This window comes from Empedobacter falsenii (genome assembly GCF_019308355.1).
GTDB classification, from domain to species: domain Bacteria; phylum Bacteroidota; class Bacteroidia; order Flavobacteriales; family Weeksellaceae; genus Empedobacter; species Empedobacter falsenii_B.
In genome coordinates, this window is record NZ_JAAGKM010000002.1 from 87208 (window position 1) to 99513 (window position 12306).

12 protein-coding genes and 4 tRNA genes are annotated in these 12306 nt (G+C 32.9%); 4 read left to right on the plus strand and 12 right to left on the minus strand.

Features of this window, described 5'->3' with window-relative positions; genetic code table 11:
• Positions 1–50 precede the first annotated feature (50 nt).
• Positions 51–1364 (plus strand): adenosylhomocysteinase, encoded by a 1314-nt coding sequence (ahcY, locus tag G0Q09_RS01770; RefSeq protein ID WP_038331025.1) that lies wholly within the window; start codon positions 51–53, stop codon positions 1362–1364.
• A gap of 136 nt (positions 1365–1500) precedes the next feature.
• Here the strand turns inward: ahcY and G0Q09_RS01775 are convergent, their stop codons facing one another.
• The 4 genes from G0Q09_RS01775 to G0Q09_RS01790 all read right to left on the minus strand — a co-directional run bounded on the left by G0Q09_RS01775 (position 1501) and on the right by G0Q09_RS01790 (position 3964).
• Positions 1501–2097 (minus strand): hypothetical protein, encoded by a 597-nt coding sequence (locus tag G0Q09_RS01775; protein WP_125349459.1) that lies wholly within the window; start codon positions 2095–2097, stop codon positions 1501–1503.
• 215 nt (positions 2098–2312) lie between these two features.
• Complete coding sequence (locus tag G0Q09_RS01780) at positions 2313–2903, minus strand: hypothetical protein (RefSeq protein WP_038331016.1); 591 nt, start codon at positions 2901–2903, stop codon at positions 2313–2315.
• Positions 2893–3396, minus strand: a complete 504-nt coding sequence (locus G0Q09_RS01785) for an RNA polymerase sigma factor (RefSeq protein ID WP_038331014.1) — start codon at positions 3394–3396, stop codon at positions 2893–2895. The genes G0Q09_RS01780 and G0Q09_RS01785 overlap by 11 nt, the downstream gene beginning before the upstream one ends.
• Before the next feature lie 160 nt (positions 3397–3556).
• A complete protein-coding gene (locus G0Q09_RS01790) occupies positions 3557–3964 on the minus strand; it encodes an NUDIX hydrolase (RefSeq protein ID WP_219033786.1) in 408 nt (135 codons plus the stop codon).
• On the opposite strand from G0Q09_RS01790, the gene G0Q09_RS01795 reads away from it, so the two are divergent.
• Positions 3956–4117, plus strand: a complete 162-nt coding sequence (locus tag G0Q09_RS01795; protein WP_219033787.1) for a hypothetical protein — start codon at positions 3956–3958, stop codon at positions 4115–4117. The two genes, G0Q09_RS01790 and G0Q09_RS01795, sit on opposite strands and share 9 nt — an antisense overlap.
• 17 nt (positions 4118–4134) lie before the next feature.
• Here G0Q09_RS01795 and G0Q09_RS01800 read toward each other — a convergent pair.
• From G0Q09_RS01800 to dnaE, 6 genes are all read right to left on the minus strand, one after another.
• Positions 4135–4211, minus strand: a tRNA-Asp gene (locus G0Q09_RS01800).
• A gap of 57 nt (positions 4212–4268) precedes the next feature.
• Positions 4269–4342, minus strand: a tRNA-Asp gene (locus G0Q09_RS01805).
• Between the two features lie 48 nt (positions 4343–4390).
• Positions 4391–4464, minus strand: a tRNA-Asp gene (locus G0Q09_RS01810).
• Positions 4465–4507: 43 nt separating this feature from the next.
• A tRNA-Asp gene (locus G0Q09_RS01815) sits at positions 4508–4581 on the minus strand.
• 127 nt (positions 4582–4708) lie between these two features.
• The gene (gene trxA / locus G0Q09_RS01820; RefSeq protein WP_038331009.1) at positions 4709–5026 is read right to left on the minus strand and encodes a thioredoxin; all 318 of its coding nucleotides are present in this window, start codon (positions 5024–5026) and stop codon (positions 4709–4711) included.
• A 111-nt stretch (positions 5027–5137) separates the two neighbouring features.
• The gene (gene dnaE, locus G0Q09_RS01825) at positions 5138–9538 is read right to left on the minus strand and encodes a DNA polymerase III subunit alpha (RefSeq protein WP_114998805.1); all 4401 of its coding nucleotides are present in this window, start codon (positions 9536–9538) and stop codon (positions 5138–5140) included.
• 102 nt (positions 9539–9640) lie between these two features.
• Between dnaE and G0Q09_RS01830 the strand changes: the two genes are divergently transcribed.
• Together G0Q09_RS01830 and G0Q09_RS01835 are read left to right on the plus strand one after the other, a co-directional pair.
• Positions 9641–10165 carry an NADPH-dependent FMN reductase gene (locus G0Q09_RS01830; RefSeq protein ID WP_115001941.1) on the plus strand — a complete coding sequence of 175 codons (525 nt, stop codon included), beginning with the start codon at positions 9641–9643 and terminating at the stop codon, positions 10163–10165.
• Between the two features lie 270 nt (positions 10166–10435).
• A complete protein-coding gene (locus tag G0Q09_RS01835; protein ID WP_038331001.1) occupies positions 10436–10939 on the plus strand; it encodes a hypothetical protein in 504 nt (167 codons plus the stop codon).
• 15 nt (positions 10940–10954) lie between these two features.
• Here the strand turns inward: G0Q09_RS01835 and G0Q09_RS01840 are convergent, their stop codons facing one another.
• Complete coding sequence (locus G0Q09_RS01840; protein ID WP_038331000.1) at positions 10955–11323, minus strand: MerR family transcriptional regulator; 369 nt, start codon at positions 11321–11323, stop codon at positions 10955–10957.
• A 9-nt stretch (positions 11324–11332) separates the two neighbouring features.
• Positions 11333–12283 carry a M23 family metallopeptidase gene (locus G0Q09_RS01845; RefSeq protein WP_038330999.1) on the minus strand — a complete coding sequence of 317 codons (951 nt, stop codon included), beginning with the start codon at positions 12281–12283 and terminating at the stop codon, positions 11333–11335.
• Positions 12284–12306 lie beyond the last annotated feature (23 nt).

Sequence of the window (12306 nt, forward strand, 5' to 3'; positions counted from 1 at the left end):
AATTTGTTCCTTATAAACTTAAAAAAAAAGTTAGTTAAATATATCAATTGATGGATACAAAAACGCAATACATTCCATACAAAGTTAAAGATATTTCTTTAGCTGAGTGGGGAAGAAAGGAAATTACGTTGGCTGAGGCAGAAATGCCTGGGTTGATGGCTATCCGTGAAGAGTACAAAGCTGCTCAACCTTTGAAAGGTGCTCGCATTGCAGGTTGTCTACACATGACAATCCAAACTGCAGTATTAATCGAAACGTTGGTTGCTTTAGGAGCTGATGTTACATGGTCGTCATGTAATATTTTCTCTACACAAGATCACGCTGCTGCTGCAATAGCTGCTGCTGGGATTCCTGTGTATGCTTGGAAAGGGATGAACGAAGAGGAATTCGATTGGTGTATCGAGCAAACATTATTCTTCGGAGAAGATCGTAAACCATTAAACATGATTTTGGATGATGGTGGAGACTTAACGAATATGGTGATTGATCGTTACCCAGAATTGGTTGCTGAGATCAAAGGATTATCAGAAGAAACAACTACGGGTGTACACCGTCTTTACGAAAGAATGGAGAAAGGTACATTGCCTATGCCTGCAATTAACGTAAATGACTCTGTAACAAAATCTAAATTCGACAACAAATACGGATGTCGTGAATCTGCAGTAGATGCTATCAAACGTGCTACTGACTTGATGATCGCTGGTAAACGTGTTGTAGTTTGTGGATTTGGTGATGTTGGGAAAGGTACAGCGGCTTCTTTCCGCGGTGCTGGAGCAATTGTTACAGTAACAGAAATCGACCCTATTTGTGCTTTACAAGCATCTATGGAAGGTTACGAAGTAAAAAAATTAGATACAGTGGTTGCAAACGCTGATATCGTAATTACGACTACTGGTAACTTTGGAATTGTACGTGCAGAGCATTTCGAGAAAATGAAAGACAAAGTAGTTGTGTGTAACATTGGTCACTTCGATAACGAAATCGATATGGCTTGGTTAAACGGAAACTACGGAAACACGAAAGAAGAAATTAAACCACAAGTTGACAAATACAACATCAACGGAAATGACATCATCATTTTGGCTGAAGGACGTTTAGTTAACTTAGGTTGTGCAACAGGACACCCTTCTTTTGTGATGTCAAACTCTTTCTCTAACCAAACTTTAGCTCAAATCGAATTGTGGACAAATTCATCAGCTTACAAAAATGAAGTATATACTTTACCTAAGCATTTAGATGAAAAAGTTGCAGAATTGCATTTAGCTAAATTAGGAGTAGAATTAGAAGTTTTATCTCAAGAACAAGCAGAATACATTGGTGTAACGGTTGAAGGACCATTTAAACCAGAATATTATAGATATTAATTAATTTTAATTCAAAATTTTTATTTGAAAAAAGAAAAAAGCACTTAACTATATGCCCTCGCCCTGAACAAGCGAGGGCTTTTTTGTTAGTCATTTTCTACGCCAGAAATTGATTCAAGTTCATTATTCAATTTATTTAGCTCTTCCTTTGTTGTATATTTTTTAGGAATATTTTTCTTAAATTAAATGTCGCTTCTTTTTTATTTTTTATCAAAATATCAGCATTGATTGCAGGCGTAATTCCTAATGGTGTTTTCATCCACACATCAGAATCAGTCGTTTTATATAAACATTTAGCCAGCAAAGCTCCACTAAAATAAATTGGCTTTTCAACTTCTGTTAATAATTCTACTTTGATGAAAAAATCATCTTGATATTTAATATTCAAATCACGTAAATCCATCGAAAAGACATCATTCTGTTGATATTCTTTTTTTACAACAACTTCAAAAGGTTTTTCTAAAATTGATTGAGCTGGTTTCCCATTATTCATTGCCGTTAAATCAACTTTCAAAAGAATAGAATCTAATTTCAAACTATTACTAAAATTGAAATTAATACGTTGAAAAGTGAATTCTTTTTTAGGCGCATTTATTGGAATTGCAAATTCTTTGGTAAACTTAGGAAGTGAATCTTTACTAAAATTAATATCAGCCGTTAATCCGATTAAAATTGATTTCGTCTTGGTATCCGAACCAACACGTTTCAATCGAAATTTGCTTTTATCATACAAAATCGTTTCATGTCATTCTATCGTATCTTTTTTATAATCTTGTGCATTTGCAAACGTTATAAAACATAAAAAAAGAAAGTAAATTTTTGTCATCTATTTGGTTTTTAAATCATTTATCAATTTTATAAAATATAGATGTTCAAAATTCACAAAGGTTACACAATGATATGTTAAAGTTTAACGCATTACATTAACAAAAGAAGAGTAACTTTTGGTTACTCTTCTAATTGATGCAATATATTTTCTAATTCTACCAGATTCTTTTTATAATAAGTAGAAATCCACCATTTTAATAATAAAACGCAAATTAATACATAAAAAAATAGTGTAAGAAAAATATAAAGATAAAACTGAAATTTGTATTCAAATTGCAACGAGTTAGGATGCTGGATATACGAAATCCCAATAATCATCAACACTAAAATAGAAATCAAGTACGAGTAAATACTGTAAATATCAATCGCAGATTTGTAATTATAATAAAACCAATTGATGTTCTTTAGCGAATTATATTCCAGATGATATGATCGTTTATAAAACTTGAAAACATAAATAAACGGCACCAAAAAAGTCAACGAAATACACAACAATGTCCACCAAATTGTTGGCGTATTTGCATCAAATAAGAAAGGAAAAGTATATAAAAACAATAATCCTAATAATTGAACATAAAACTCTTTCTTCAAGGTTTTTCGTACTTTATCAATAATGGTATTTGCTTCTTGATTAAACTCAAGATTTGGATCAATTTTAACTTCATCTGAAGATTGATTGTCCCATTGTTTTTGTAATTCATCAAAATTCATAACCGTATTTTTTTATGATGATTTGTATTTTTTCTTTCGTTCTGTTCAATTTCACACGTGCATTTACTTCCGAAATTCCCAAGTTCATACAAATTTCCTTGTGATTTTGTCCTTCCAAAAACAGAAAAATCAATGCTTTTTCTACTTTATTCAATTCATGAACTGCTTTATAAAACAATTCGAGTTGTGTTTCTTTTTCACCAAAATCCATCTCATCTACTTGATCAATATTTTCTAAAAAAGTATGACGATCTGCTTTTTTCTTTTCTTTTCTAAAATAAGTTAACGCCGTGTTCAACGAAACGCGATACATCCAAGTTGAAAATTGAGATTTACCTTCGAAACGATCAAAAGATTTCCATAGTTGCAAAACAATCTCTTGTATCAAATCATTTTGATCTTCAGAATTATCCATATACATCTTAGCGATTTTGTGTAAAATCTCTTTGTGTTGATCGATTAATTCTAAAAAAAGGGTTTGTTTAGCTTCCAAAATCGTTACTTTATTTTTTTCAACGCAACTTGTTCATCGTCTATTATGATAACATTATTTTCAACTGTTATTTCCAAAATAGATTTCATCGCTTAATTATTTAGTGTTTATTAGTAAGTAAACATAAAGTAAAAACGTTACAAAAATTTTGAAAAAAAATTTAAAAAACCATTTCTAACCAAATCGGTAAACTGAATTCTTCTAATAAATGAGCCAATTGAAATTCTTTGTAGTTTTCTTTCGTTATCCACGCCATTTCTTCTATCTCAGAAGCGATTTTAAGCGTTTCTAATGATTTTAATTTAACATGAAATACATTTGCATAAACTTCGGTATTAACTTCATTAACGGCAATAGAAGTGTGTTGCCCTAAAAATGAAACATCGTGCTGTACAATATCAACATTAATCTCTTCTAAAAATTCGCGTCGAAGTGTGGTTAATAATTCTTCATCTTGTTCTCGTTTTCCACCAACCATCTGAAAAAATTTCGATTTCTTTTTTCGGACAGCTAACATTCTACCCGTTTCATCTGTAACCAAGGCGTTCACCAAATAAATATGATTCATTGTTATGCGTTATGCGTTATGCGTTATGCGTTATGCGTTATGCGTTATGCGTTATGCGTTATGCGTTATGCGTTATGCGTTATGCGTTATGCGTTATGCGTTATGCGTTATGCAAAAATAAAAAGTTTGGAGCAAAAAAAAGCCTCACAATAAGTGAAGCTTATAAAAGTTGGCGATCCGGACGGGACTCGAACCCGCGACCACTTGCGTGACAGGCAAGTATTCTAACCAACTGAACTACCGGATCAGTCTGTTTTTTTATTTATAATTTTCGATCGCACTAAAATAGAAAAAGAAATAGATGCGATCCGGACGGGACTCGAACCCGCGACCACTTGCGTGACAGGCAAGTATTCTAACCAACTGAACTACCGGATCAGAAAATTATAAATTGATATATTTTTTATGAATTTTTATAAAAAATTGCGATCCGGACGGGACTCGAACCCGCGACCACTTGCGTGACAGGCAAGTATTCTAACCAACTGAACTACCGGATCAGAAATTATAAAAAATATATTGTGTAAAAGAACGAACTTTTTGCGATCCGGACGGGACTCGAACCCGCGACCACTTGCGTGACAGGCAAGTATTCTAACCAACTGAACTACCGGATCAAAATCTGTATCGATTTCGGATTGCAAATATAGGCGGTTTTCTGATAAAACCTAAACTTTTTTCAAAAAAAATCTCGGAAATTTTGCATCCGAGATTCTTTTATTTCAAAATCAGCGATTTAATTTATTATAAAATCGCGTTTAATTTTTCTACTAATTGCTCTTTTGGAACAACTCCAACAACTTTGTCTACTACTTCTCCGTCTTTGAAGAATAAAATTGTAGGAATGTTGCGAATTCCATATTTTGCTGCAACTTCTTGGTTTGTGTCTACATCAACTTTACCAATAACTGCTTTTCCTTGATATTCTGTAGCAAGCTCTTCCACAACTGGACCAACCATTCTACAAGGACCACACCAAACAGCCCAAAAATCAACCATTGCTGGTTTTCCTGACTCTATAATATCTGATGCAAATGATGCGTCTGTTACTTCTAATGCCATAATCTTATATTTTTTTTATCTAATCTTAAGTTTACAAATCTACATAAAATTTTATTCTTGAAAAATTTCGTTCATATTATCTATCAATTATTCAATAGATGAAACGAATAATTAATTCAGTTTGAATGTAATTTCCTGCAATTCATCTAATTCTTTCAACAAATCTCGACAAATGTTAATTTTGATTTTACTTGCTGGTAAATCTAAATTATTCAAATAATCTTTTGGATCAATTAATTGAATTTTTAATAATTTATCTCCTTGATATTTGAACATAATATCTGATAATTTGCTAAATGTTTCTTCCGAAAATTCTGGAACTTCAATCTTCACCGTCATTTTTTCGGCTTGTTTTTCAACAATTTCATTCAACAACAAAATATTTGTGATGTTTTTATACACACGACCTTGCGTTACATTTCCTTCTTTGTCTTTGAATTCTTTTTTCGAGATATTCAATTTCAAATTCAAGAACATATTTTCCTGCATAAAGTGTCTATATTTCATATAATCGCTACCAAAAACCATGATATCCATCGAATCGGTGTAATCACTAAACGTAAAAATACCAAATTCGTTTCCATTTTTGGCAATTCTATGTTGAATATTTGACATCATTCCACAAATTGAAACTTCTTTGTTGACAAAATTATCTTCATTCGCATTGATATCAGAAATACTACAATTTGAAGCCATTTTCAACTCATGTTTGAAATCATCCAAAGGATGCGAAGAAATATAAATTCCAACAACTTCTTTCTCTTTCGACAAACGTTGTAACATATTCCATTTCTCACAATCTGGCAACATCGGAACCACATCTTCTACAACAGAATCACCACCAAAATCGCCAAATAAAGAAGTTTGAGAAGAGTTTTTTTGCTCCTGATAATTTCCTCCATATTTGATTAATTTTTCCAGATTCGTCGTTGTATTATCGATAAAAAAATAACGTCCACGATGAAATTCAAACGAATCAAAACCTCCAGCTAAAACTAAGTTTTCGATTGTTTTTTTGTTCACTGTTCGCAATTCGACACGTTTAACAAAGTCGTATATATCTTTGAACGGACCATTTGCTTCACGTTCAGAAATTATCGAGTTTACTGCGGCTTGCCCAACACCTTTTACAGCTCCCATTCCAAAACGAATTTCATAATTTTCGTTTACGTTAAACTTCGTAATCGATTCATTGATATCTGGACCAAGAACCGCCAATCCCATTCGCTTACACTCTTCCATAAAGAAGGTCACTTGCTTGATATCATTCATATTATTTGAAAGAACAGCCGCCATATATTCTGCTGGATAATGTGCTTTCAGATAAGCTGTTTGATACGCTACCCATGCATAACACGTCGAGTGCGATTTATTGAAGGCATAGGATGCAAAGGCTTCCCAGTCTGTCCAAACTTTTTCTAAAATCTTAGGATCATGCCCTTTTTCTGAAGCTTGCGCAACAAATTTTGGTTTCATTTTATCCAAGACAGCTTTTTGCTTTTTCCCCATTGCTTTACGCAAAACGTCGGCATCACCTTTCGAGAAACCTGCTAATTTTTGCGAAAGCAACATTACTTGCTCCTGATAAACCGTAATTCCGTAGGTTTCTGATAAATATTCTTCCATCGCATCCAAATCGTACTGAATTGGTTCTTCACCATTTTTACGGCGAACAAACGACGGAATATATTCGATAGGCCCAGGACGATAAAGGGCATTCATGGCAATTAAATCCGCGAAAACTGTCGGACGTAAATCCTTCATGTATTTTTGCATTCCGGGTGACTCGTATTGGAAAACCCCAACCGTTTCGCCACGCTGGAAAAGCTCATATGTTTTTTCGTCGTCAATCGGAATTTCATCCGGATTGATTTCGATTCCTGTTCTCGCTTTTACTAATTTGATGGTATCTTTAATCAAGGTTAAGGTTTTCAACCCCAAAAAGTCCATCTTCAATAATCCGGCACTTTCTGCAACCGAGTTATCAAACTGCGTTACATATAAATCTGAATCTTTAGCTGTTGTTACAGGTACGAAATTCGTAATATCATCTGGCGTAATAATTACCCCACACGCGTGAATTCCCGTGTTACGAACAGAACCTTCTAAGATTTTTGCTTGCTGAATAGTTTCCGCAGCTAAATCGTCTCCATTCGATAAACGTTTTAATTCGCTTACAGCATCAAACTCTTCTGGTTTTAAGGCTCCTTTTAATGCAGCTTCATCTAAATTGAAGATTTTAGATAACTTCATATTCGGAATCAAACCTGCAACACGGTTCGCATCAAACAATGGTAAATCCAATACACGCGCCGTATCTTTAATCGAAGATTTCGCCGCCATTGTACCATAAGTGATGATTTGCGCTACTTGATTTGCTCCATATTTATCAATCACATAATCCATTACCAACGATCGACCTTCGTCATCAAAGTCGATATCGATATCGGGCATAGATACACGATCAGGATTTAGGAATCGCTCAAAAAGTAAATCGTACTGAATTGGATCTAAATTGGTAATCCATAAACAATAAGCAACTGCTGATCCTGCCGCCGAACCACGACCTGGACCAACCGATACGCCCATTTTACGCGCCGCAGCAATAAAATCTTGTACAATCAAGAAATAACCAGGATAACCTGTTTTTTCAATTGTGGCTAATTCGAAATCCAAACGTTCTTTAATTTCGTCTGTCAATTCTGGATAACGAATTTTTGCACCTTCGTAGGTTAAATGTTTTAAATAAGCATTCTCACCTCTTTTCCCTCCATCTTCATCATCTTCTGCGTGATGAAATTCTTCGGGAATATCAAATTTTGGAAGTAATACATCTCGATAAAGCGTGTATTCTTCTATTTTATCAACAATTTCTTGAATATTAATAATTGCTTCGGGAATGTCTTGAAACAATTGTTTCATTTCTGCTTCCGACTTAAAATAATATTCTTGATTTGGCAAACCAAAACGGAATCCACGACCACGACCAATTGGCGTTGATTGTTTTTCTGCATCGCGCACACACAACAAAATATCGTGTGCATTCGAATCGTCTTGATTGATATAATACGTATTATTTGTCGCAACAACTTTTACATTGTGTTTACGCGCAAACGCAAGCAAAGTCTGATTAACACGATCTTCATCTTCTTGTCCGTGGCGCATCAATTCGATGTAAAAATCATCACCAAACTGCTCTTTCCACCAAAGTAAAGCTTCTTCGGCTTGCTTTTCACCAAGATTCAAAATTTTGTTTGGAACTTCACCTTGTAAGTTTCCAGACAAAACAATTAAATCTTCTTTATATTCTTCAATAATCGCTTTATCAATTCGAGGCACGTAGTAAAACCCATCAGTATAAGCCTTCGATGCCATTTTTGCTAAATGATGATAACCATTTTTGTTCTTTGCAAAAATTACAATTTGATAGCCATTATCCTTTTTTGTTTTGTCTAAATGATTTTCACAAACAAAGAATTCGGAACCAATAATAGGTTTTAAGATAACTTCCGTTGGTTCTGCTCCGTCAGCAATTAACTCTTCATTCTTTACTTTTGCAGCTTTATTATGATTTTGTACTTCTGCATTAAAATGAAAAGCTCCCATCATATTTCCATGATCGGTAATTGCAACTGCAGTCATTTTATTTTTTGCCGCAGCACTCACCAAATCGTTTACAGAAATAGTCGATTGAAGAATTGAAAATTGTGTGTGATTATGTAAATGTGCAAATTTTGCTTTCTCGAATTGTGCTAAAACTTCTTCCGAAATATCAATAACCTCATCTCCTCCATCTTCTTTGGCTTTAATTTTCGCAATTTCTTGTGAAGCTTTTTTAAGATTTACGTGATTTAGTCCAACTGGCTGAATATTTGTTTCATTAATTGCATTAAATCGAACAAAATATTCATCTTCAACTTCTAACTCGTTTTTTGTAAAAATACCTTTACGAATCAACTCGAAAAAACAACGCGTAGTTGCCTCCACATCGGCAGTTGCGTTATGCGCTTCGCCAAACGAAACACCAAAAAGATATTGATGCAATTCCGTTAACGTTGGTAATTTGTAACGACCTCCACGACCTCCAGGAAGTTTCAATAACTCAGCAGTCACCTCGGTACAGGTATCCAAAACAGGTTTTTCGGCTAAATTATTTTCATAATTCAGACGATAAAATTCGGCTCCCATAATGTTAATATCGAAACCTAAATTTTGTCCAACAATAAATTTAGCTTTACCTAAAGCTTCGTTGAATTTATCTAAAACTTCTTTTAATGGAACACCTTTTTCGGTTGCTAAATCAGTTGAAATTCCGTGAATACGTTCAGAATCATACGGAATATCAAAACCATCTGGACGCACCAAATAATCTTGATGTTCAATAATTTGCCCCATTTCATCGTGCAATTGCCAAGCGATTTGTATACAACGCGGCCAGTTGTCGGAGTCAGAAATCGGCGCATTCCAATCTTTCGGAAGACCAGTTGTCTCTGTATCGTATATTAAGTACATTGAGTTTTCGTTTGAATCTGTAAATTTACGAAATCTTAGCAGAAGATTTTCTTAAGATAAGTTAAGAATAATTATCTATTTTAGATGTTCAAATCAACGAAAATGAAAAATATTTTCATCATTAATGGAAGCACAAGCGAAAATTCATCTAATCAAAAAATCATAGAAAATTTTATTTCTTCTACATCTCAATATTTCAAATGTACTGTTTTTGATGAATTAAAAACTCTTCCTCATTTTGATCCAGAACGTTCTATCGAAAATACGCCGCAAGAAATACTTGGTTTTAGAACTGAAATAGAAAAAGCTGATGGAATAATTATTTGTACGCCCGAATATATTTTTAGTATTCCGAGTGGATTAAAAAATGTATTAGAATGGTGCGTTTCTACAACTATTTTTGATGGAAAACCTTTAGGAATTATCACTGCGTCTGCAAATGGAGAAAAAGGACATGAAGAATTGCAATTGATAATGAAAACGTTGATGACAAACTTCAATAATGAAACAACTTTACTCATTCAAGGTGTTAAAGGAAAAGTAAATTCGGAAGGAAAAATTATTGATAAAGTAACTTTACAACAATTGGAAGAGTTCATCGTAGCTTATAACCAACTATTAACCTAAAATATGTTTTACGTTTATACTATTGCAATACCACTTTTGATTATTTTGACTTTTTATTTCGTTGAACGAAAAATATTCAAAATAAATAACCTTCTCATTTTAGTTTTTTTATTCTGGCTTTACTTGATTAGCTTATTTTTTTTACAATATTTTAAAATTTTAAATGATTTTTGGAGTTTATACTCCATTTTACTCTTCTTACTTCCAATCACTATTATTGTATTAATTATAAAAATTGTAATGATTATTCTAAATAATTTTAAAAAATAAATGAAACAAAAACTAATCTATATACTTTATTGGTCAGCAATATTTACGGTTTCAATATCAATGTTTGTGTATGGAATTGTAAAACCTACTCAATTCACAAATATGGATAACAGCATTAATAATCATCTTTCTGAAGGTCATCGATTGATGTGGAATTTTTATAGTTTTACCAAAGGGTATCCAATAATCATCGGAATTTTTGAAGTGATTGGTGCAATCACATTACTTTTTAGAAGGACAAGAATTTTTGCATGCTTGTTATTAACTACAATTTTAATCAATATTATTCTACAAGATTATTTCTATGAAATTGTTGCGCTAAATTCTTCTATTTTTTATCAAGTTTTAGTCTTTGTTATCTTAATTATTGACAAAGAAAGAGTGATTGAAATTTTTTCGAAACTATTTGAATTAAAAACTAAACTAAAACCAAACTGGATTCTAATCATTATAAGTTTTATACTTGCAATTGGCTTTAAATTTATTGAAACAAAAGTTTTATAACCAAAAAAGATGAACTTAATTCAGTTCATCTTTTTCTAAAATTTCTTCCGACTCAAAACTCATTTTAAGTTTGATGAGTTCATCTTTTATATTTTCTAATCGCTTCACAACATCTATTTCATCTGTTGTTGTCGCAATTCCTTTTTTACCAATCGCTTGTTTTGCACCTTCTAACGTATAGCCTTTTATTTTTACCAAATAATAGATATTCTTGAAACAATCAATATCATTTTTGGTAAATAATCGATTTCCTTTTTTGTTCTTTTTGGGTTGAATAATTTCAAATTCTTTCTCCCAAAATCGAATCAACGATGCATTTACATCAAAGGCTTTGGCGACTTCGCCAATCGAGTAATATAGTTTATCAGGCAGGTCTACGTTCATTATCAGCGTTTAATCCAAAGATAATGACAATTTTTTAGAGTTTTGATAAATTTTAATGAAATCGTCTGGATCTACATCATTGTAGAAATACATAATTGGATCTACAGGTTCTCCATTCTTGTGAATTTCGTAATGCAAATGCGCTCCTGTCGACAATCCAGTCGTCCCAACATAACCAATTACATCGCCTCTTTTCACTTTTTGTCCACTACGAACTTTCGCACGAGACATGTGAGCATACAAACTTTCGTAACCATTTCCGTGTTTCAAGACCACCATATTTCCGTAACCCGAATTAAATTCAGAAACTTTTACAGAACCATCTCCAGTTGCATAAATTGGTGTTCCTGTAGAAGCTGCAAAATCTAAACCTTTGTGCATTTTATTCACTTTCAAAATTGGGTGAAAACGAGATCCATAACCAGAAGCTAATCTACTTACATATTTATCTGCAACAGGTTTTAGAACTGGCATTGATGATAAATTGGCATCTTTTACACCAGCAGAACGAAATACTTCGTCCAACGATTTTGATTCAATTTCGATTTTATCAATCAATTTTTCGATATCTTCTGCTGTATAATTATCAATTTCTTTGTTTACAGAATCGATATTTTCATTGACACGCATATCATAAATTGTACGATAAATATTGCGATCTTTTTCTTCGATTTCTGTCAAAGCCTCTTCAACTTCTTTGAATTTTTTATGTAATTGCTGATTTTCATTTTCCATTCTTTCCAACTCAGCCAATAATTTGCTTTTGTCATCTTTGAATTTCCCTGCTCTCGATGCGTATTCAGAATCATTAAAATGATAACCAATCATTCCAGCAGATATTGTCGATAGACATAAAAATAGTAATACGTATAACGCTGTTTTAGGAGTTTTTTGGACTCTTTTCTTCGCCCAACTCATCAAAAATTTTACAGAATTATACTTATAGTTTTTATTTTCCATTACTTAACCAACCTTTTATTATC

Coding starts and splice junctions, on each gene's coding strand:
- G0Q09_RS01780 (WP_038331016.1), bottom strand. CDS start 2,903: ATGAATTTTGATGAATTACAAAAACAATGGGACAATCAATCTTCAGAT.
- G0Q09_RS01845 (WP_038330999.1), bottom strand. CDS start 12,283: ATGGAAAATAAAAACTATAAGTATAATTCTGTAAAATTTTTGATGAGT.
- G0Q09_RS01790 (WP_219033786.1), bottom strand. CDS start 3,964: ATGAATCATATTTATTTGGTGAACGCCTTGGTTACAGATGAAACGGGT.
- G0Q09_RS01835 (WP_038331001.1), top strand. CDS start 10,436: ATGAAACAAAAACTAATCTATATACTTTATTGGTCAGCAATATTTACG.
- ahcY (WP_038331025.1), top strand. CDS start 51: ATGGATACAAAAACGCAATACATTCCATACAAAGTTAAAGATATTTCT.
- G0Q09_RS01830 (WP_115001941.1), top strand. CDS start 9,641: ATGAAAAATATTTTCATCATTAATGGAAGCACAAGCGAAAATTCATCT.
- G0Q09_RS01840 (WP_038331000.1), bottom strand. CDS start 11,323: ATGAACGTAGACCTGCCTGATAAACTATATTACTCGATTGGCGAAGTC.
- G0Q09_RS01795 (WP_219033787.1), top strand. CDS start 3,956: ATGATTCATTGTTATGCGTTATGCGTTATGCGTTATGCGTTATGCGTT.
- trxA (WP_038331009.1), bottom strand. CDS start 5,026: ATGGCATTAGAAGTAACAGACGCATCATTTGCATCAGATATTATAGAG.
- dnaE (WP_114998805.1), bottom strand. CDS start 9,538: ATGTACTTAATATACGATACAGAGACAACTGGTCTTCCGAAAGATTGG.